Here is a 20,323-nt window from a genome sequence, read left to right as displayed (position 1 = left end):
GAGAGAGGGGCCTGCGTGTCGGACGCGGAGTTGACCGTCGCGGTTGCCGGACCGGTGGCGACCGTCGTGATCCACAACCCGGCCCGCCGGAACGCGATGACGGCGGCCATGTGGCGACAGCTCCCCGAACTGCTCGACCGGCTGGAACCCGACCCCGACGTACGGGCCCTGGTGCTCACCGGCGCGGGCGACGCCTTCTGCGCGGGTGCCGACCTGGGTGATCTGGCCGAGCTGCTGGACGCCGGCGACACCAGCATCGCGGTCGCCGCCGAGGAGCGCCTGGCGCACTTCGCCAAGCCGACGATCGCCGCGATCCGGGGCGCCTGCGTCGGGGGCGGCGCGCAGCTCGCGGTCGCCTGTGACCTGCGGATAGCGTCGGAGGACGCCCGCTTCGGCGTACCCCCGGCCCGGCTCGGGCTGGTCTACCCGGCGCCGACGACACGCCGGCTGGCCCGGCTGGTCGGCCCGTCGGCGGCGAAGCGCCTGCTGTTCACCGCCGAGCTGATCGACGCCGAACGCGCGCTGCGGATCGGCCTGGTCGACGAGGTGCTGCCGGGCGACCGTCTCGCCGAGCGGGTGGACGACCTCACCGCGACGATCGCCAAGCGGTCACCGCTGAGCGTCGCCGCCGCTAAGGAGATCGTCGACGACCGCGCCGGGCCGGCCCGGATCGCCTGGTGGCACCGGAAGGTCGCGGACACCGGCGAGGCCCGCGAGGGCGTGGCCGCCATGACCGAGCGCCGTACGCCCCGCTTCGCCTGGCGGGCACCGACCGAGCGCTGAGGCCCGTCCCTCTCGGCTTCCTTGATCCACTCGGCTTCCTGGAAGGCGCGGTGTCCCGTGCGCTGGGACACCCCAATTTCATGCAACCCGAGTCGATCGAGGTCGCCCCAACCCGGCTGCCCTACGCCTATGCCTCTTCGTCGCCGTCGGCGAGGCGAGGGCGCCGATGCTCGGCGATGTACCTCTCCACATCAGCCTTGAGCCAGATCGAACCGACAGTCAGCACTGCATACGGACGCGGGAACGCGGGATGCCGCTGAATCTCCCGGAACCTCGACCTGCTCACGCCGAGCATCTTCAAGATCTCGCCGGCTGCGACGAGTTCGCCTGGGCCTGTCTGCTCGGTCACGCCTTCGACGGTACGAGCGTGCAGACCCGTAAATTAGAACGCGTATCTATTGTCCCGCCTACGTGAGCGGGTCTATGTTGACGGGGAGGTTGAGGTGAGGCAGGTGGGAGATTGGCGTGGATCAGGAGTTGGAGCGGATGCGTGAGCGGGTGTGCCGGCTGGAGGTGGCGTTGTGGGCGGCCCGACGGGAACTGTTCGACGCCCGGGCTCGTCTGGCCGCCATCGCACGCATCGCCGGGGACCTGGACCGGGCCCAGCGGTCCCCCGGGGTGATCTTCGGGATGGTCAACTCGGTCATCTACGGTCAGCCGTCCGTGCGTCGGGTGAGCTGGCGGTCGCCGTCCCGGTACCGAGGGGTGCGGCGGTGAGCGGCCAACGGCACGCCCCGATCCGGCCGCTGTGGGGATGCGCGGCGTGCGCCCGGAACTGGCCGTGCGAGGAGGCTCAGGCCGAGTTGACCGCCGACTATGCCGACGAGCCGAGACTCCTCACGCTCGACATGGCCTCGTGCCTGTGCGAGGCGAGCGTCGATCTGGCTCGCCTTCTGCCAGCCCCACCCGACCCCGTCGAGCTGTACAGCCGTTTTATGGGCTTCGCTCGCCAATTCGCCATGAACCCGTCCCGCAATCCGGGTCGCTCCCGCGACGACCAACCCCGATCCCCCGGCTTCGATCGGCGGCCTCCCGCCAAGGGCTAGGCGCGTTTCAGCCAGACCCGTCGATGGGTAACTCGCGGTGTGTCGGCGACGAGGGGGCCACCGTGGACGAATCGGTGACGCGTTCGAATCGGGCGGGACGGAAGCCACGCCACCGCATCCGGTGGCTCCTGCTGCTGGCAGGCTTGTGCGGGGCGCTGACGGTGGGCGTGGCACTGGGCAGCGAAAACACGGGTGTCTTCGACGGTGACCCGCCGTCGTGGGCGACCAACCTCGGTGGATCCCTGTTGCTCGCCGGGCTCGTGATCGAGATCGTCACCCTCGTCTGGCTGGTGCGCCGTCGCGGCTCCCGCGCCGACCGTACGTCGACGTTGTGGCGATTGAGTTGGTCCCGACGCTGGAACCTGAGCCGACAGGTGCGACGAGACGATCCGGTGCCGGATGAGGACGTCGTTCTGCTCGGGGAAACCGCGCGAGCGATGATCGAGCAGCGCCGGTCCTCGATGATCCTGGTCGGCGTCATGATCATGAGCATGGGCCAGGCGTTCCTGAGTTTCGCGCCGTTCTTCACCGTGGCCTTCACGCTCCTGGTCTTGCTGGCCCTCTGGCTGTACGCGTACACGATCTGCGGTTCGCGTCGGGCTGAGGTGTTTCTGCGAACTCATCCGGACCTGTAGTCGCGCCGGTTCCACCCATTGCGAAACCTCGATCCCGGGTGGTGCTGATCCTGAGTCGTACGGCAGTCTGTCGGTCGTGCAGCGTGATCAGTTGCTTGCGGGCCGCTACCGGCTCCTGGAGCGTCTCGGCAGCGGCGGCATGTCGGTGGTGTACCGGGCGTACGACGAGGTGCTCGAACGCGACGTGGCGGTGAAGGTGCTCGTCGCCTCGGATCCGAACGCCCGCCAGCGGATCCGGGCCGAGGCCAAGGCGGCGGCCCGGTTGTCGCACCCGCACGTCACAAACGTCTACGACTTCGGCGAGTCGCGGCTCGACGGTGTCCAGGTGCCGTTCGTGGTGCTGGAACTGCTCAACGGCGACACCCTCGAAAGACGGCTGGCCGCCGGGCCGTTGCCGCCACGCGCCGCGCTGCGGGTCTGTGCCGAGGTGGCGTCGGCCATCTCGGCGGCGCACGCCCAGGGGCTGGTGCACCGGGACGTCAAGCCGGGCAACGTGATGCTCACCCCCACCGGCGCGAAGGTGCTCGACTTCGGTATCGCGGCGGCCGCCGGTGACTCCGAGATCGACTTCGACGGCCGACTGCTCGGTACGCCCGCATACCTCGCCCCGGAGCGACTGGCGGCCGGCGAGGTCCTGCCGGCCTCCGACGTGTACGCGCTCGGTCTGCTCCTGCACCGGACGCTCACCGCCCGGCTGCCGTGGGCCGCCGAGACGCAGACCGGGATGCTCCGCGCCCACGTGCACGTCGACCCGGACCCGCTACCCGAGATCGACCGGGTGCCCGCCGAGGTCCACCGGCTCTACCACTGGTGTCTGGCCCGCAACCCCGACGACCGCCCGCCGGCGGCCGAGGTGGCCCGCATCCTGCTCACGGTCGTCTCCGGGCTGGCCGGCGAGACCGCCGCTTCCGGGCCGGCCGCCGCTTCCAGGCCGGCCGCCGCTTCCAGGTCGGCTGCTGCGGACAGGTCGGCTACTGCCTCCGGGCCGGCCGCCGCGTCCGGCCTGGGCGCTGCTGCCGGGGCGGGCGCGGGGGACAGGGGGGTCGCCGCAGACAGGGCGGTCGCCGCCGGCCCGCCCCCTGCCCGCTCGGGCCGGGCTGGTGAGGGCATCGCCGGTGACGTCGGAGCGGAGAAGGCCGCGGGTGCGGCCCCGGAGCGTGAGGCCGCCGCGGGTGAGGACCCGCAGGTGGGGGACGGCGCGTCGGCCCGGGACACCGACGGCGTGAACCGGCCTGGTTCCGGCGTATCCCGGCGACGGTCCTGGCGTCGACAACGGGTGGCGCTGGTGGTCGGCGGCGCGGTGATCGCCGCGGTGGCGGTGGCCGGGTCGCTCGGCGACTACGGCACGCGGCGGCACGACGGAACGACCCCGCGAACCGGGATCGGAACGGGTGACACCACGACCGTGGGCCTGCCGGAGACCGTCGCGCAGCCGGAACCGTCGATTGTGCCTCCGCCCGCGGACCCGACGGCCCCTGCCACGTCGGCCGCTTCCCGCCCCGGCCCCGGAGCGGGCCCGGGTCGCCCGTCGGCCCCGGGACAGCCCTCGCCGACGCTTGCGCCGACGGTCGCGCCCACGACCGCCTCCCCGCCCGCCGAGTCCCCGGGGGTGCCCGTGCGTGCCCAGGGCGGCACCGTCACCGTGCGCTGTGTCGGGGGATCGGCCGAACTGCTCACGGTCACCCCGGCGGCCGGTTACCAGGTGGAACCGTACGACGCGGGACCCGCGAAGCAGGTCACGGTCGAGCTGACCGCACCCGAGCACCGCAGCGAGATCCGGGTCCACTGCGCCGCCGGTCGGCCGAAGCCGAAGGTCACCGAGCGCGACGTCTGACCGGGGCCGACGGGTGCCGCGCCGGGGCGTACCCCGGACGCTGCCCCCCGTTCCCGCCGGCCGGTCGGTCACCGCCCGGCGAGCGCCGACCAGCCGGGGTTCACCGGCTCGCGGCGCAGCGGCATGCCCGCTTCCGCCGGAGTCCGGTCACCCTTGCGCTGGTTGCAGCCGTAGCAGGCGGCGGTGGTGTTTCGCCACGTGTTCCGGCCACCCCGGGAACGCGGCAGGATGTGGTCGATGGTCGACGCCGGGCCACCGCAGTACGCGCAGCAGCGGTCGTCGCGGCGCAGCACCCCGGCCCGGGACCAGGCCGGTCCGGAGTTGAACCGCCACCGGGTGACCACGTAGCGGACCAGCCGCACCACCCGGGGCAGCGGGAAGACGCCGATCACCCGATCCGGCTCCGCCTCGTGGATCTCGGCCACCCGTCGGCAGAGCATCCGGACGGCGTGTTGGACGGTGACCCGGTGCAACGGGCCGAGGTCGGCGTTGACGACGAGGACGGCGTCCACCGGGACTCCTTTCGACAGTGGCGACGGACAGCGAAGAGCCGCCCGGTCCGGCGTGCGGACGGGCGGCTCGACGCGTACGGGTGCGCGTCAGTCGGGCCGGCCCGCCCGGGGGTGTTCCGCCGGCCAACCGCGGCCGGCGAGCAGCAGACAACCGCCCCGGGGCAACAGCGACGCGGGCACGGTGGTGGCGTGCGACATCGTCATGAACTGCTCCCGCGGTGGTGGTTGACCTTGCGCGATCACGGTAGTTCCGCACGGGAGAGGGGGGCAACGTATTTCGATCGGTCGCCCGGCTCCTCGGGCGCACGCTGACGCCGGGTGCGGGAGGCGGTTCCCGCCGTGCGGCGGGCGTTGGCCAGCGGGCGGTCCAGCCGCAGCGCCATCCGCGCGGTGAGTTCGCTGTCCAACAGTGGCCGGTTGACCTCGCCGGCGACCGCCAGCGCGGGACCGGAGACGGAGCGCCAGATGGCGGCCAGCCCGGCGCCCAGGCCGAGCAGGGCCACGGCGGCCCGTGTGGTCGGCGAACCGGCCGCTGCGGCGGCGCTCACCCCGACCAGCGCGAAGAGCACCACCAGCAGCGGCACCAGCACCGGCCAGAAGATGCCCCGGGCGGCCTGGGCGACCAGCCGTCGGTCCCGGATGATCAGGTTCCGGGCGACCACCGCGTAGTCCTCCTCGTCCAGCAGGTCACGCGGGTGCAGGCCGCCGGTGAGCACGCCGCGCCACAGGTCACCCTGGTTCCGCAGTTCGCGGCTCAGTTCGGCGGGCTCCGGTTCGGCCGCATCACCCCGGCCGGCGCGTTCCACGGCCACCGCCCAGGCGGCCAGCGAGCGGCGTACCACCGCGGCCGAGTACGGCGGCAGCACGCTCGCCAACTCGTCCAACCACCGGCTGATCTGGATCTGTCGGCCGTCGAAGCGGCGCAGCAGTTGGTCGGCGTCGCCGGGCCGGACCGTGTCGGCCAGGGACCGGCCCAGCCGGTAGGCCAGCCCGACCCGCAGGTTGGTGGCCATCGCCCAGCGCAACACGTCCACGTTGAGATCGTCGAGGGCGAGCAGCAGCGGTTCGGTGTCGACCAGGCCCGGCCGTTCCAGATCGGGAAGGCGGTCCAGGTCGGGTAGGCGGTCCAGGTCGGGTAGCCGCGTGCGGGCCGCGGACGTGTCCGGCAACGATCCGGTGTGCCGGGTGAGCGCCGAGATCTGGGCCAGCGCGACGTCGACGCCGTCGAGGTACATCCGCATCCGGCGGGGCAGTGACATCTCGGTCAGGTTGGACAGCTTGGCCGGTGGGTGGACGGGCGTGGCCGGCCCCGGCTCGGCGTGCTGCCCGTGGTGGTAGGCGTCCGCCATCCACCAGCCCAGCCGCAGCGCGGTGACGACGCAGGCGCGCTCGTCACGGATCAGCGGGTACGCGTCGTCCCGGGCGGCCTCCTCGACCGGTCGTACGTCCGCTGCGCCGGCGCGGTGCAGTGGTGACATCGCCGCTGCCCTCCCGCCCGGTCGATCGACGGTTGATCAATCGAGCGTACGGCAGCGTACCGTCGGTTATGTCGCTTTTTGTCGGTTTGGGGTGGCCCGCCCGGCCAGCAGGCCGCGCGGGCGGACCGAGCGCACCGGCTCGGTCGCGGCGCCCTGCGCCCGCAGGATGTGGTTCGCCGCGAGGATCCCGGTGGCCGCGGAGCGTTCCATCAGGGCGCTCGGGAAGTCCGTGGCGATCCCGTCGCCGGCCAGATAGACCCCGGGCGCCTCGGTGCGCACCCCCGGACGCCACGCGTGGCTGCCCGGCGTGAACGCGGGCGCCTGCGCCTCCACCCGGGCGCGTAGCTCCCGTACCCGCAGGGCGGCGGCCTCCGGCCAGAGCGCCACCAGCTCGCGGCGCATCCGTTCGGCCAACTCCTCGGCCGGCACACCGGGCTCGCAGGCGTACGCGTGCAACTCGACGACCGAACCGCCGGTCCGACGCGCCCAGCGCCGCGGCTCGTTCTCCAACCGGTGGTACAGCGTCACCGAGTCCAGAGTGGGCTGTCGGGACACCCCGCTGAACACCGCACGGTCGGCGGCGACGTCGCCGTCGCACCAGTACCGTGCCACCGCGTACGGCGGGCCGGGCCGGCCGAAGCGGGGCATCCGCTCCGCCAGCTCCGGTGCCCCCGTGACCAGGTCGGGGGAGGCCGCCACCAGCGCGGCGAGCGCCGGCGGGTCGACGGCCAGCACCACGTGGGCCGCCCGGTGGTCGCCGCCGTCGGTGGTCGTCACCCGCCAGCCGTCGCCGTCGCGGTGCACCCCCGTCACGCCGGAGCGGGTCACCACCCGACCGCCGTGCTTCTCGACGTGCCGGGTCAGCGGCTGCCAGATCGCCGTCGCGTAGTCCTCGTCCGGGCAGTCGAAGGCCAGTCCCTCCGGATTGCCCAGCAGGTAGAAGTGGAACTGGGCGACCATCTCGGCCGCCGACATCTCCGCCTCGTGGTTGAAGAACGAGTGGGAGAAGACCTCGAACAGCATCGCCCGGGCCCGGTCCGGCAGCCGCAGCGAGGCCAGTAACTCGTCGGCGGTGGTGTCGTCCAGTTCGGCGTAGGTGCGGACCGGATCGTAGGTGAGCAGCGGCAACGCCGCGTCCCGGTCCATCGACCGCAGGTCACCCAGGCGCAGGCTGGGACTGCGCAGCAGCAGCGCGAGCAGGTTCGCCGGTGGTGCGGGGGGCAGCTTGCCGAACTCCTCCGTCGGCCACTCGGCGCTCAGGATCGGATAGCCCGGGATCGGTTTGAGAAAGCCCAGGTCCGGCTCGACCCGGCGGAGGATGGACCGCCAGTTGTAGTACTGCCGGAAGAACGCGTGGAAGCCATGCTCGTTCTGCTGCTCCCCGTCCGGCAGGGCCTCCGGCCAGGCACCCAGCCGTCCACCGATGGTCGGCGCGGCCTCCAGCACGGTCACGTTCACGCCCCGCTCGGCGAGGACCACCGCCGCCGACATGCCGGCGATGCCCGCACCGACCACGACCGCCGCGACCGGTCGCGGCACGCGGTCGGCGCCACCGCCGCCGGGGTCCACCTCATGCTGGTGTACGCCGATGAGCCGACCCACCACACGCGACAGCGCCACGGGCACCTCCCTCGTCTGCCGCCAGTCTGCTACGGCAGGCAGCGCCGCGCCCGGTCGGACGCGGGCCACACGTACTCCAGGTCGTCCGGCGTGTCGGTGCCGAAGATCGGGCCGTAGTGCGTGGGGTCCTTGCGCAGCAGCGAGGAGCGGTGGCTCAGGTGCAGGTCGGCGCGGCCCAGCCAGGGCGGCAGGTCACCGGCGCGGGCCAGCTCGTCCTGGGTGCGGACGACACCACCGCCGCAGGCGGCGGCGAGGTCGACGGTCAGCGTGGTGGCGCAGGTGTCCGCCCGGCCCGGCTCGGTCCACACCGCGCACATGTCCAGCCCATACCGGGTCAGCGCCTCCTCGTACCCGGCCCACATCTTCACGGCCGGGTGGTTGCGCCACCCGTACCCCGGCCAGGTGAGCCCGCGCAGCACCTGGATGGCCTCCACCCGCTGCTTGCCCAGCCGCTTCTGGTCCAGCGCGCGGGCGCTGGCCAGAAAGTCCGGGTACGGGAGGAAGGTCTGCATGGCAGTGCTCTACCCACGGCCCGGGTCGGCATGCCTGCCCGGGGGACGATCCGGGCGGGGTCGCCCAGGGTGATCGTGCTGGTTACGATCCGGGCATGGCGGAGCCGTGGCGGGACCGGGCGCGACGGGCGGTCGAGTGGAACTGGCGGCTCCGCTCCGCCGGCGACCCGCGTCCGCACTACGTGATCTGCGGCCGGGACGCCCTCGCCTACTACGTGGCCCGCGCGCTGCTCGAAACCGACCTGCCCGCGGGTGGCGCGCGGGTGACCGTCGTGGTGCCGGAGCGCTACCGCACCGGCCCGGACGTGGCGAGCCTGCGCGGCGTTCGCGTGATCCGCTCGGAACGCCTCGACGTGGCGACCTTCGAGACCGCCGGGTTGGCCGGCGCGACCGGGCTCGCCCTGCTGCACCAGGACGACGTGGGCAACCTGCACGCCGCGCTCTGCGCACAGGCCGTCGACCAGCGCGTACGGCAGGTGCTGCGGATGTTCAACGGCACCCTCGCCGACGGGGTCCGCAAGCTGATCAAGGCGCCCGTCGAGGTGCTCTCTGACGCCGAGATGGCCGCCCCGGCGTTCGTGGCCGCCGCGCTCGGCGAGGTCGACCCCAGCTCGTTCCAGCACCGGGACAAGACGCTGCGGGTGGCACGGCGGGCCGACGTCCGGACGCAGGACGTGGTGTGCGCGCTGGCCCGCCCCGACGGGCGACAGGGGATGGAGTTGCTGCCCGCCGAGCAGGCCGGCGCGGACCTGGTGCTCGCCGAGGCGACCGGCCAGCCGCCGGGCACCGAGGTCGCCGCGCGGCGGCTGGTCCGGGCCAGACGTCGCCGCCGTCCCGTCGCGGTGCTGGTGCGGGCCGTACGCGGCTTCGCCACCCGCAAGATCGGCATCGCGGTGATGCTGGTGCTCGCGGTGATCGCGGTGCTCGGCGCGCTGATCTCCCGCGCCGAGCACGTCTCGCCGTTGGAGGCGCTGTACCTGACGCTTGTCACCACGCTCAGCGGCGCCGACCCGGACACCGGCAAGGCCGCCGACGCCCAGATCATGCAGGTGGTGCTCAACCTGGCCGGGCTGGCGCTGATCCCGCTGATCACCGCGGTGGTGGTGGACGGCATCGTCAACGCCCGGCTCGCCCTGCACACCGGTCTGCTGCAACCGGAACGCGCCGGGCACGTCGTGGTGATCGGCCTCGGCAACGTCGGCACCCGGGTGATGGCCCAACTCCGCGAGTACGACGTCGAGGTCGTGGCGATCGACAAGGACCCGGCGCCACGGGGCGCGGCCCTGGCCCGCCAGTTGGAGGTGCCGCTGGTCGTCGGCGACGCCGCGCTGCCCGAGACCCTGGCCGCCGCGTCGGTGGCGAACTGTCAGGCGCTGGTGGTGGCGTCCACCGACGACGTCGCCAACCTGGAGGCGGCCCTGGCGGCCCGCGACCTCCGCGACGACCTGCGGGTGGTGCTGCGGCTCTTCGACGGCGACTTCGCCGAACGGGTGGAGGAGACCTTCGCGCTCGGGGTGTCCCGATCGGTCTCCTACCTGGCGGCGCCGGCCTTCATCGGCGCACTCACCGAACGCGCGGTCATCACCACCATCCCGGTCGACCGGCACGCGCTGCCGGTCGCCGAGGTGCCGGTCGCCGCCGGCTCCGAGTTGGACGGCCGGCCGCTGGACACGGTCAACCGGGACGGCCAGGTCCGGCTGATCGCCCGGACCCCGGCCGGCGGCGGCAAGACGATCTGGTGGAAGGACCTCGACCCCCGCCAGGTGATCTTCGCGGGCGACCGGCTCACGGTTGTCGCCCGCCGGCGCGGCCTGGACTGGCTGACCCGCCAGTGCGCCCCGCCCGCGATCAGTTCGGTGCCGCGCCCGGGGGACCTGTCAGCGACCCCGCTGCCGCAGGCCGTGCCACACCGCTCCGGCGGCGAGTACGGCGAGGCCGGCGAGGACGCTGCCCAGCGGCAGATTGAGCGCGAGCAGCAGGCAGCCGACCAGCCCGAGCCCGGCGAGCACCTGCACCGGTAGCCGCCGCCCCCGGTCCCGCCCGAGGGTGAGCGCCGCCGCGTTGGTGATCGCGTAGTAGACCAGCACCGTGCAGCTCGAGAAGCCGATCGCCTGGCGTACGTCGCCGAGCAGGACCACGACGATCACCACGACGGCGACGGCCAACTCGGCGCGGTGCGGTACCCGGCGCACGGGATGCACGGTGGCCAGCGTGCCGGGCAGGTCGCGTCGGCGGGCCATGGCGAGCGTGGTGCGGCCGACCCCGGCGACCAGGGAGAGCAGCACCCCGACGACGGCGATGGTCGCCCCGGCCCGGACCACCCAGGCCAGGCCGGGCAGCCCGGCGGCGGTCACCACGTCGACCAGGGGCGCTGCCGATCCGGCCAGCCGGTCGGCGCCCAGCACGCCGAGCGTGATCACGGCCAGCACCAGGTAGATCGCCAGCACCGCCCCGAGCGCCAGCGGCACCGCCCGGGGGATGGTTCGCTCCGGGTCACAGACCTCCTCGCCGAGCGTGGCGATCCGCGCGTACCCGGCGAAGGCGAAGAACAGCAGCCCGGCGGCGGTGAGCACACCCCGCGCCGAGCCGCCGGTCTCGGTCAGCCGGTCGAGGTGCACCGGCCCGCCCACCAGTCCGACGACCGCGACGAGGGTCAGCACGGCGAGCACCAGCGCGACGAGGGCCTTCGTGGCGGTGGCCGTCTTACCGATGCCGCGTAGGTTCACGGCGGTCACCGCGAGCACCGCGCCGACGGCGACCAGCCGGGTCTGCCCCGGCCACAGGTACGCCCCGATGGTCAGTGCCATCGCCGCGCAGCTCGCCGTCTTGCCGACCACGAACCCCCAGCCCGCCACGAATCCCGCCAGCGGGCCGAGGCGTTCCCGCCCGTACACGTAGGTCCCGCCGGACTCCGGGTAACGGGCCGCCAGCCGCGCGGAGCTGGTCGCGTTGCAGAAGGCCACGAAGCCGGCGAGCACCAGCGCGGGCAGCAGGCCGGTGCCGCCGGCCACCGCCGCGGCCGGGGCGAAGACCACGAAGACGCCCGCGCCGAGCATCGAGCCCAACCCGATGACGACCGCATCGGGTACGCCCAGCCGCCGCGCCAGTTGATCCACGAGCCGAAACCCTAGGTGTACGACGTGAACGGCCGGTCCCACTCGCGTAGCCGGCCGGGGAGCGGCAGATCGTCCCACGGCACCCGCTGCAGCAGCCGGTCCAGGAAGAGCCCGAGCAGCAGGGCCGCGACGCCGTCGGTGAGCCAGTGAAAGTTCAGGTATGTCGTGGTGACCAGCAGGATCGCCGGCGGTGCGAAACGGATCAGGCGGTGGACGCTCGGGTGCAGTCGCCCGGCCGTCAGCGCGGTCAGCAGCACGGCGATCACCCCGTACCAGACGATCGCGTTGGCGACGTGCCCCGACGGGTAGGAGAGGTCGTACTCGGTGGGCGGCAGGTCGTTGAAGATCCGTACGGACTCACTCGGCGGCAGGTCCGAGCTGGGCGCGGCCCGATCGGTCACGACCTTCAGCGGGCCGACCGTCAGGTACAACAGCACGAACGCCGCCGCCAGCAGCAGCAGTGGTCGCACCGTGCGGGACCGCCACGCGACGGCCAGGCCGAGCGCCCCGGCGATCGGCATCAGCAGCCAGCCGCCCTGCCCGAGGAAGTTCAACACCCGCGCCGTCCAGTAGACCGGTGCCGGGTGATGGGCGTAGGCCCACTCCCGGACGGCGAGGTCCAGCCCGAGCAACGCCCCGTTGGCGAGCGCCAGGGTCACCGCCCCGAAACCGGCCAGCAGCAGGGCGTCGAACCACCAGCCGGCCGGGCGGACGGGCCGTAGCCGCAGGTCACGTCGTACACCCGTGGGTTTGAGCACGCGACCACGCTACCGGCCCGGCGCGCGGCCGGGGTCCTCGGCGCTGTGGGCCCAGCCACGATGTGCGGCGGATGTCGGGGGTGACCCGGCATGCTTGTCCCCGTGCGGATCACGTCTGCCCTCGTGGACCCGGCGCTGCTCGACCTGCCCTGGTCGACACCGCTGGAGGAGTGGCCTGCCCAGCACCTGGTGGCGCTGCCGCAGGGTATCTCCCGGCACATCGTCCGGTTCGTCCGTCTCGGTGACTACGTGTACGCCTTCAAGGAGACCCGCGAGCGGATCGCCGAGCGGGAGTACGACCTGCTGCGCGCGTTGGAACGGATCGACTTCCCCTCGGTCGAGGCGGTGGCGGTCGTCGCCGACCGGCAGACCGAGGACGGCGAGCCCCTGGAATCGGTACTGATCACCCGGCACCTCCAGTTCTCACTGCCGTACCGGGCGCTCTTCTCGCACACCCTGCGACCGGAGACGATGAGCCGGCTGCTCGACGCGCTCGCGGCGCTGATCGTGCGGATGCATCTGACGGGCTTCTTCTGGGGCGACTGCTCGCTGTCGAACACGCTGTTCCGCCGGGACGCGGGTGCCTTCGCCGCCTACCTGGTCGACGCGGAGACGGGCGCGCTGCACCAGTCGCTCTCCAACGGCCAGCGCGGTGAGGACCTGGAGATCGCCCGGGTGAACATCTTCGGGGAGGCGCTGGACCTGCAGGCGGCCGGGCTGCTGCACGAGTCCATCGACCCGGAGGTGGTCTGCGAGGAGGTCGTGCAGCGGTACGAACGGCTGTGGCACGAGATCACCTACGAGCAGGCGGTCGAGCGGCAGGCCCGACACGACATCGAGGGTCGGATCCGTCGCCTCAACGACCTGGGTTTCGACGTGGCCGAGGTGGCGATGTCGAGCGCCGAGGACGGGCGTTACCTGGTCCGGCCGAAGGTCGTCGACGCCGGCTACCACACCCGGCGGCTGCTGCGGCTGACCGGCCTGGACGCCGAGGAGAACCAGGCCCGCAAGCTGCTCAACGACCTGGACGCCTACCGCGCGGAGAGCGACCTGCTCGACGAGCAGCAGGCGGCGCACCGCTGGCTCACCGAGGTCTTCGAACCGGTCGTCCGGGCCGTGCCCGCCCACCTGCGGCGCAAGTTGGAGCCGCAGGAGCTGTTCGCGCAGATCATCGAGCACAAGTGGCTGCTCTCCGAGCAGGCCGGCCGGGACGTGGGGATGCGCCACGCGGTCCAGTCGTACCTGTCCGACGTGCTGGTGCACCGCCCCGACGAACAGGCCATCCTCGGCGTCGACGTCCCCAGCCTGAGCTGACCGCCGGCGCGCGTCCGTCTGAGCTGACGTCACGGCCGATGGGCTGACGTCACGGTCGGGCTGCGCCGCGAGGTACCGAGCCCCCTCCTCATGTCCTGTCGAGCTGCCCCGAATGTGGGGCGCGAGTTGTCGGGTCGAGTTGGCTGCCGGTGCTGTCGAGCTGCCCCAGATATGGGGTGGGAGTTGTCGGGTCGAGTCGGCTGCCGGTGCTGTCGAGCTGCCCCAGATGTGGGGTGGGACGTGCTGGGTTGAGTTTGGCTGCCGCTGCCGCTGCCGCTGCCGCTGCCGCTGCCGCTGCCGCTGCCGCTGCCGCTGCCGCTGCCGCTGCCGCTGCCGCTGCCGCTGCCGCTGCCGCTGCCGGTTTCGATTTCGGTGCCCTCCCGCCCCACATCTGGGGCAGCTCGACAGGCTCTCCGACAGGCAAGCGCAAGCCTCGCCGGAAGGCAGGATCCGCGGGCGGGCGTCCGAGGGCCAGGCGTTAGCGGCCCGCGTCACTCCACCCAGGAACCGCCGCGCAGCACCCGTACCACGTTGAGGTCGTCGTCGAGCACGACCAGGTCGGCGCGCAGACCCACCTGGAGGGCGCCGACCCGGTCGCCCAGGCCGATCGCGCGGGCCGGGGTGGTCGCTGCCATCCGGGCCGCGTCGGCCATCGGGATGCCGGCGTGCACGGCGTGCCGCAGCGCCGCGTCCATGGTCAGCGTGCTGCCGGCGATCGCTCCGTCGCGGGCGAGCCGGGCCACCCCGTCGGTCACCGTGACGTCCTGACCACCCAGCTCGTACGCGCCGTCGGCCATTCCGGCGGCGGCCATCGCGTCGGTGATCAGCGCGGCCCGGTCGGGGCCGGCGGTCGTGGCGGTGAAGGCCAGCATGCCGTCGTGCAGGTGTACCCCGTCGGCGACCAGTTCACAGACCACCGTGGACGCGTCGAGCAGGGCCACCACCGGCCCCGGCTCGCGGTGGTGCACCGGGCGCATGCCGTTGAACAGGTGCGTACCCACACTCGCCCCGGCGGCGACGGCGGCCTGGGTCTGCTCGTAGGTGGCGTCGGTGTGACCCACGGCGGCCACCACGCGCTGCGCGGTGAGCAGCTTGATCGCCTCCAGCGCGCCGTCGCGTTCCGGGGCGAGGGTGACCATCCGGACCGCCCCGTGGCCCAGCTCGATCAGCTCGGCCAGTTCCTCGGTGGACGGGTCTCGCAGGTACTCGGGGTTCTGCGCGCCGCAGCGGGCGGCGGAGAGGTAGGGGCCCTCGAAGTGGACCCCCGCCAGCACACCCTCGTCGACCAGCGGCGTGAACGCCTCGGTGGCCGAGCGCATCACCTCGAAGGGCGCGCTGACCAGGCTGGCCAGCAGCGTGGTGGTGCCGTGTCCCAGGTGGAAGGCGGCCGCCGCGCGCGCCTGGTCGGCGTCCCCGGTGGTGAAGGTGTGCCCGCCGCCGCCGTGCGTGTGCATGTCGACGAAGCCCGGCAGGATCCAGTGCCCGTCGCGGACCGACGGGTACTCGGCCACCGCGGTGATCCGTTCACCGTCCCACTCGACGCAGCCCTGCCGGATGACACCGGTCGGGGTCACCACTCGGCCGTTCACCCGTTCGGTCATCGTTCCTCCTGTTGGTCAAGCACGGTCGGCGGTCAGAGTGTCCAGCGCGAGCAGGGCGGCGCCCAGGCAGCCCGCCTCGTCGCCGAGGGCCGCCGCGACGAGCTGCGGCTCACGGTGGAAGGTCATCCGCTCGTGCACGGCCGCCCGGAGGGGGACGAGCAGCAGGTCGCCCGCCTGGGCGAGACCGCCGCCGAGCACGATCGTCGTCACGTCGAAGAGCGCCTGCCCGGTGGCCAGGCCGTCGGCGAGCGCCTCGACGGCCGACCGCCAGACCTGGGCGGCGAGCGGTTCGCCGGCCGCCGCCCGTTCGGCCACGGCGGCAGCCGTCACCGGCGCCTCCGGCCGGCCGCCGGCCAGCTCGGCGTAGCGCCGGCCGATCGCGGACGCCGACGCGACCGCCTCCAGGCAGCCGGGCCGCCCGCACCCGCAGCGTGGGCCGTCGGGTCGGACCATGATGTGGCCGATCTCGCCGGCCGCGCCGTGCGCGCCGACGGCGGCCACGCCGTCGACGACGTGCGCGGCGGCGATGCCGGTGCCGATCGCCACGAAGAGCACGTGGTCGGCGCCGCGCCCGGCCCCGAGCCGCGCCTCGGCGAGACCACCGACGCGCACGTCGTGGCCGAGCGCGGTGGGCAGCCCGAGCCGTCGCACCGCCAGGTCCCGCAGCGGTACGTCCCGGAAGCCCACGTTCGCCGACCAGACCGCGACCCCGCGCGCCTCGTCGACCACTCCGGGGACCGCGATGCCGGTGGCGACCGGGGTGAGGCCGTCGGCGCGGGCCTTGGCGGCCAGCCCTTCGGCGATGTCGAGGATGGTGTCGACCACGGCGGCCGGCCCGCGCGCGGCGTCGGTGGGGTGTCGTTCGGTGCGTACGGCGACGCCGTCCGGCCGGACCAGGGCGCACTTCATGCCGGTGCCGCCGACGTCCAGCGCCACGACCACCCGGTCGTCACGCGAGGAACCGCTCACGCCAGTACCACCGACCGGGACAGGTGTCGGGGCGCGTCCGGGTCGAGGCCACGGCTGGTCGCCAGGGCGACCGCGAACCGTTGGGCCAGGATCAGGTCGGCCATCGGGTCGACCGGGGTACGACCGGCCGACCAGCTCCCGAGCACCGTGCGCCAGCCGTGCGTACGGCTGTGCACGAAGGCGGCGCCGGTGGCGGCGACGTCCTCCGGCAGTCCGTCGGGCAGCTCACCGAACGCCCAGACCAGTCGGCCCGGCGCGGCGACCGAGATGGGACCGTGCCGGTAGTCCATCGCCGGGTAGGCCTCGGCCCAGAAGGTGGCCGCCTCCCGGCACTTGAGCGCGGCCTCCTGAGCGAGGCCGACCGTCCAGCCGCGACCGAGGAAGGTGGCCTGCTCGATGGTGGCCGGGTCGATCGGCAGCGGGGACCGCACCGCCACCTCGGCGTCGGCGGCGAGCGCGGTCACCGGGTCGCCGAGGTGCGCCCGGAGCAGGGCCAGCGCGGTCGTCGCGAAACGGGTCTGGACCACCGACCGCTCGTCGGCGAAGGCCATGGTCACCGCGGCGGTGGCCAGGTCGACGGCGGGTGCCACCGGGTCGCCGACGATGACGGTGGTGGGCGTACGCCCGCGCAGCGCGGCGAGCAGTTCCAGCACCTCGGTGGTGGTGCCGGAGCGGGTGATCGCGATGAGCCGGTCGTAGTGGCGGCCGGCCGGGAACTCGGACGCCTGGAACGCGTCGGTCTCGCCCTGGCCGGCCTGCTCGCGGCGGGCCGCGTACGCCATCGCCATGAACCACGACGTGCCGCAACCGACGACGGCGACCCGCTCGCCGGGGCGCGGAAGGTCGCCGCGCACCGCGTCGGACAGCGACGCCGCCTCCCGCCAACAGTCGGGTTGGCTCGCGATCTCCGCGTCCACGTACGCCATGGGTAACTCCTCGCAGGGCCGACCTGTCTGCGCAATACGGCTCGTAAGGGCCGTATTTCGCGCGTTATTCTGCGCGAAACGAGGTGGTCGTGGCAACCGGCCGGCCGATCGCGCAGGCCAACCTTTTGCGCCAGGCTAGTTTCGCGCACTAGTGTGCACGCAATCAATCACCGAGCGTGCAAGTTACTGGGAGGGCCCCCGAGGTGGACCGGTACGCCAGATGGAACGCCCTGCTGGAGATGCTGACCGACAACGGTCGGGTCAGCGTCGAGGCGGCCGCCGAGCGGCTGGACGTCTCCCAGGCGACCATCCGGCGTGACTTCGACCAGCTCGCCCAGCAGCAGATGATCACCAGAACCCGTGGTGGCGCGGTCGCCAACGGCGTCTCGTACGACCTGCCGCTGCGCTACAAGACGGCCAAGCACTCGGCGGAGAAGCAGCGGATCGGCGCCGCCGCCGCCGCGCTCGTCACCCCCGGCACCGTGGTCGGCCTGAACGGCGGCACCACCAGCACGGAGGTCGCCCGGGCGCTGGCCGTCCGGCCGGATCTCAACACCAGCGCCGAGGGCGCCCAGCTCACCGTGGTCACCAACGCCCTGAACATCGCCAACGAGCTGCTGGTGCGATCCCGGATGAAGGTCGTGGTGGCCGGCGGGGTGGTGCGTCCGAAGTCGTTCGAGCTGGTCGGCCCGCTGGGCGGCGCGTTGCTGCGGGAGGTCACCCTGGACGTCGCCCTGCTCGGCGTGGACGCGATCGACCCGCAGCTCGGTGCCGCCGCCCACCACGAGGGGGAGGCGGCCATGAACAACCTGATGGTCGCCCGGGCCAAGCGGGTCGTGATCATCGCGGACTCGTCCAAACTGGGCGGTCACGCCTTCGCCCGGATCTGCCCGGTCGAGCGGGTCGAGACGCTGGTGACCGACTCCGGGGCCGCACCCGAGGTGGTGGACGCTTTCCGGGCGGCCGGTGTGCAGGTCGTCTGCGCCTGAACGGTCACGCTCCGTCGATGAAACGCATCGACCGGCGTGTCGATGCATACCGGGTATTGCGCACCGCTGCATACCGCGTATGGTGTCGGCTGTCACGCCCACCATCGGGGGAGGTGCAGCTTGCCAGCTGTCCTGGAGATCGAAGGTCTACGTAAGACGTACAAGAGTCGTCGACGCGGCACCCGCAACGCGCTCGACGGCTTCGACATGCGGGTCGACGCGGGGCAGGTGCATGGCTTCCTGGGCCCCAACGGGTCCGGCAAGACCACCACGCTGCGTACGCTTCTCGGCCTGATCCGGCCCGACGGCGGACGGATGACGCTGCTCGGGCACGAGGTTCCCGCCGCGCTGCCCACCGTCGCCGGTCAGGTCGGCGCGATCGTCGAGAGCCCGCAGTTCTTCCCGCACTTCACCGCCCGGGACACGCTGTCCCTGCTGGCCGGGGCGGGCGGGGTGCCGGAGAACCGGATCGACGAGGTCCTGGAGCTGGTCGGGTTGCGCGACCGGGCCGGGGAGCGGGTCAAGACGTACTCGTTGGGCATGAAGCAGCGGCTCGCCGTCGCGTCCGCCCTGCTGAAGAACCCGAAGCTGCTCATCCTCGACGAGCCGGCCAACGGCCTGGACCCGGGCGGTATCCGGGAGATGCGCACGCTGATGCGGACCCTCGCCGAATCCGGGATGACCGTGCTGCTGTCCAGCCACATCCTCGGCGAGATCCAGCTCATCTGCGACTCCGTCACCATCATCTCGCTCGGCCGTCGGGTCGCCTTCGGCCCGGTCGACGAGGTGCTCGCCCAGCACTCGTCCGGCGCGGTCCGGGTACGCCTCGAGGCGGTCAGCGACCTGCCGGCGGCCACCGAGGCCCTCACCCGGGCCGGCATCCGGGTCACCGGGCACCCGGACCACCTCATGCTGGCCGGCGTCGACAAGCCGGCGTCGGTGACGCGGCTGCTCGCCGAGCAGAACCTGTACGTCAGCGAGTTGGCCCCGATCGCGGTCGACCTGGAGAGTGTCTTCCTCGAACTGACCGCCACCGCACCGGTCCCCGGCCAGCACCGGCAGGTTGACGAGTCCATGAAGGTCGGTGGGACGGGCCAGCCCGGCACCGCCACGGGAGGGTGGGGCGCGTGAGCCTCTATCGGACGGAGTTGCGTCGGCTCGCCAAGCGGCGCTTCACCCGCTACATGACGCTGCTCGGCCTGCTGGTGCTGGCCGCGGTGGTGGTTGGTGTCTTCTTCACCAACCAGAAGATCGACGCGGCCCAGCTCGCCAAGGCCGAGCGGCAGGCCGACCAGCAGTACCAGGAGCAGGTCCGCTGGAGCGAGCAGGAGCGGGTCAACTGCGAGCAGGCCAAGCGGGCCGGCACCGCGAACGACGGCCGCTACCCGGACGACTGTTCGGTGATCGCCCCGCCGCCGCGCGAGGAGATCCAGGCCGAGTGGTTCCTGCCCTCGACGTTCAACTTCCGCAAGACGTTCGACGAGACACTGGTCCCCTTCGCGGCGATCCTCGCCCTGGTCGGGTTCGTGATCGGCGCGTCCTTCGTCGGCGCCGAGTGGAGCACCGGCGGCATGATGAACCTGCTGCTCTGGCGGCCGAAGCGGCTCACCGTACTGTTCACCAAGCTGGCCGCGCTGCTCACCGGCATCCTGGCGGTGACACTGCCCGCCGCGGTGCTGTGGTTCGCCGGCTTCTGGGCCGTGGCCAGCTTCCGGGGCAGTACCGAGAAGATGACTTCGGGGGCCTGGCAGTCGTTCGCCCTGACCGGGCTGCGCGGCGTGGCGCTGGTGCTGGTGATCACCACCATCGGCTTCGCGCTGGCCTCGCTGGGCCGGCACACCGCGATGGCACTCGGTGGTGTGGTGGCACTGATGGTGGTGGGTCAGTTCGGCCTCGGCATCCTGCTGTCGATGGCGAGCGTGAAGTTCGCCGAGGCGTGGCTGCTGCCCACCTACGCGCTGGCCTGGATGACGAAGACGGTCACCCTGCAGAACTGGCAGTCCTGCAACGCCACCTACTACGGCGAGTGCAAGCCGGAGACGATGGACATCACCTGGCAGCAGTCCTCCGTCCTGTTCTCGGTCGGACTCGTGGTGATCCTCGGCGCGGCGACCTGGGCGATGCGCCGCCGCGACATCTCCTGATCGACACATCGGCGACCCGGCGCGGCCGGCTCCCACCGTCGGGGTTCCGACGGGCGGGGCCGGCCGCGCCGGCTGCTGCGACCGAG

General features: G+C 72.8%; 18 protein-coding genes and 1 pseudogene. 9 read left to right on the top strand and 10 right to left on the bottom strand.

The window, feature by feature from the left end:
• Positions 1–15 precede the first annotated feature (15 nt).
• Positions 16–783 carry an enoyl-CoA hydratase/isomerase family protein gene (locus ACN263_RS27885; RefSeq protein WP_422737208.1) on the top strand — a complete coding sequence of 256 codons (768 nt, stop codon included), beginning with the start codon at positions 16–18 and terminating at the stop codon, positions 781–783.
• Between the two features lie 127 nt (positions 784–910).
• On the opposite strand, the gene ACN263_RS27880 is transcribed toward ACN263_RS27885, so the two are convergent.
• On the bottom strand, positions 911–1,132 hold the full coding sequence (locus ACN263_RS27880; protein WP_422737207.1) for a helix-turn-helix transcriptional regulator: 222 nt from the start codon (positions 1,130–1,132) through the stop codon (positions 911–913).
• Positions 1,133–1,248: 116 nt separating this feature from the next.
• Here ACN263_RS27880 and ACN263_RS27875 point away from each other — a divergent pair, with 116 nt between their 5' ends.
• From ACN263_RS27875 to ACN263_RS27865, 3 genes are all read left to right on the top strand, one after another.
• Positions 1,249–1,500, top strand: a complete 252-nt coding sequence (locus tag ACN263_RS27875; RefSeq protein ID WP_422737206.1) for a hypothetical protein — start codon at positions 1,249–1,251, stop codon at positions 1,498–1,500.
• Between the two features lie 391 nt (positions 1,501–1,891).
• Positions 1,892–2,464, top strand: a complete 573-nt coding sequence (locus ACN263_RS27870) for a hypothetical protein (RefSeq protein WP_422737205.1) — start codon at positions 1,892–1,894, stop codon at positions 2,462–2,464.
• Between the two features lie 76 nt (positions 2,465–2,540).
• Positions 2,541–4,298 carry a serine/threonine-protein kinase gene (locus ACN263_RS27865; protein ID WP_422737204.1) on the top strand — a complete coding sequence of 586 codons (1,758 nt, stop codon included), beginning with the start codon at positions 2,541–2,543 and terminating at the stop codon, positions 4,296–4,298.
• Positions 4,299–4,366: 68 nt separating this feature from the next.
• On the opposite strand, the gene ACN263_RS27860 is transcribed toward ACN263_RS27865, so the two are convergent.
• The 4 genes from ACN263_RS27860 to ACN263_RS27845 all read right to left on the bottom strand — a co-directional run bounded on the left by ACN263_RS27860 (position 4,367) and on the right by ACN263_RS27845 (position 8,420).
• On the bottom strand, positions 4,367–4,810 hold the full coding sequence (locus tag ACN263_RS27860) for an HNH endonuclease (RefSeq protein WP_422737203.1): 444 nt from the start codon (positions 4,808–4,810) through the stop codon (positions 4,367–4,369).
• A 239-nt stretch (positions 4,811–5,049) separates the two neighbouring features.
• Positions 5,050–6,288 carry a hypothetical protein gene (locus ACN263_RS27855; protein WP_422737202.1) on the bottom strand — a complete coding sequence of 413 codons (1,239 nt, stop codon included), beginning with the start codon at positions 6,286–6,288 and terminating at the stop codon, positions 5,050–5,052.
• A gap of 66 nt (positions 6,289–6,354) precedes the next feature.
• Positions 6,355–7,908 (bottom strand): FAD-dependent oxidoreductase, encoded by a 1,554-nt coding sequence (locus tag ACN263_RS27850; protein ID WP_422737201.1) that lies wholly within the window; start codon positions 7,906–7,908, stop codon positions 6,355–6,357.
• A gap of 29 nt (positions 7,909–7,937) precedes the next feature.
• Positions 7,938–8,420 carry an MSMEG_6728 family protein gene (locus tag ACN263_RS27845; RefSeq protein ID WP_422737200.1) on the bottom strand — a complete coding sequence of 161 codons (483 nt, stop codon included), beginning with the start codon at positions 8,418–8,420 and terminating at the stop codon, positions 7,938–7,940.
• A gap of 95 nt (positions 8,421–8,515) precedes the next feature.
• Between ACN263_RS27845 and ACN263_RS27840 the strand changes: the two are divergent.
• Positions 8,516–10,318 (top strand): annotated as a pseudogene (locus ACN263_RS27840) (potassium channel family protein); the annotation flags it as partial.
• Here ACN263_RS27840 and ACN263_RS27835 read toward each other — a convergent pair.
• Positions 10,298–11,536 carry an APC family permease gene (locus ACN263_RS27835; RefSeq protein WP_422737199.1) on the bottom strand — a complete coding sequence of 413 codons (1,239 nt, stop codon included), beginning with the start codon at positions 11,534–11,536 and terminating at the stop codon, positions 10,298–10,300. The pseudogene ACN263_RS27840 and the gene ACN263_RS27835 sit on opposite strands and share 21 nt — an antisense overlap.
• A gap of 11 nt (positions 11,537–11,547) precedes the next feature.
• On the bottom strand, positions 11,548–12,294 hold the full coding sequence (locus ACN263_RS27830) for a phosphatase PAP2 family protein (RefSeq protein ID WP_422737198.1): 747 nt from the start codon (positions 12,292–12,294) through the stop codon (positions 11,548–11,550).
• Positions 12,295–12,396: 102 nt separating this feature from the next.
• Between ACN263_RS27830 and ACN263_RS27825 the strand changes: the two genes are divergently transcribed.
• Positions 12,397–13,608 (top strand): DUF4032 domain-containing protein, encoded by a 1,212-nt coding sequence (locus ACN263_RS27825; protein ID WP_422737197.1) that lies wholly within the window; start codon positions 12,397–12,399, stop codon positions 13,606–13,608.
• 491 nt (positions 13,609–14,099) lie between these two features.
• On the opposite strand, the gene nagA is transcribed toward ACN263_RS27825, so the two are convergent.
• Genes nagA through ACN263_RS27810 form a run of 3 tightly spaced genes read right to left on the bottom strand, consistent with a single transcriptional unit; the run spans position 14,100 to position 17,104 of the window.
• Complete coding sequence (gene nagA, locus ACN263_RS27820) at positions 14,100–15,209, bottom strand: N-acetylglucosamine-6-phosphate deacetylase (protein ID WP_422737196.1); 1,110 nt, start codon at positions 15,207–15,209, stop codon at positions 14,100–14,102.
• Between the two features lie 15 nt (positions 15,210–15,224).
• Positions 15,225–16,178 carry an ROK family protein gene (locus ACN263_RS27815; RefSeq protein ID WP_422737195.1) on the bottom strand — a complete coding sequence of 318 codons (954 nt, stop codon included), beginning with the start codon at positions 16,176–16,178 and terminating at the stop codon, positions 15,225–15,227.
• Complete coding sequence (locus ACN263_RS27810) at positions 16,175–17,104, bottom strand: SIS domain-containing protein (RefSeq protein ID WP_422737194.1); 930 nt, start codon at positions 17,102–17,104, stop codon at positions 16,175–16,177. The genes ACN263_RS27815 and ACN263_RS27810 overlap by 4 nt, the downstream gene beginning before the upstream one ends.
• Before the next feature lie 203 nt (positions 17,105–17,307).
• Between ACN263_RS27810 and ACN263_RS27805 the strand changes: the two genes are divergently transcribed.
• The 3 genes from ACN263_RS27805 to ACN263_RS27795 all read left to right on the top strand — a co-directional run bounded on the left by ACN263_RS27805 (position 17,308) and on the right by ACN263_RS27795 (position 20,237).
• Positions 17,308–18,093 (top strand): DeoR/GlpR family DNA-binding transcription regulator, encoded by a 786-nt coding sequence (locus ACN263_RS27805; protein ID WP_053654382.1) that lies wholly within the window; start codon positions 17,308–17,310, stop codon positions 18,091–18,093.
• A 120-nt stretch (positions 18,094–18,213) separates the two neighbouring features.
• The gene (locus ACN263_RS27800) at positions 18,214–19,224 is read left to right on the top strand and encodes an ATP-binding cassette domain-containing protein (protein WP_422737193.1); all 1,011 of its coding nucleotides are present in this window, start codon (positions 18,214–18,216) and stop codon (positions 19,222–19,224) included.
• Positions 19,221–20,237 (top strand): ABC transporter permease subunit, encoded by a 1,017-nt coding sequence (locus ACN263_RS27795; RefSeq protein ID WP_422737192.1) that lies wholly within the window; start codon positions 19,221–19,223, stop codon positions 20,235–20,237. The genes ACN263_RS27800 and ACN263_RS27795 overlap by 4 nt, the downstream gene beginning before the upstream one ends.
• Positions 20,238–20,323: the final 86 nt, after the last annotated feature.

Source organism: Micromonospora sp. WMMD729, from assembly GCF_049315225.1.
GTDB lineage: Bacteria > Actinomycetota > Actinomycetes > Mycobacteriales > Micromonosporaceae > Micromonospora.
The sequence above is the reverse complement of the archived record's forward strand: the minus strand, read 5'-3'. Positions and strand labels throughout refer to the sequence as shown.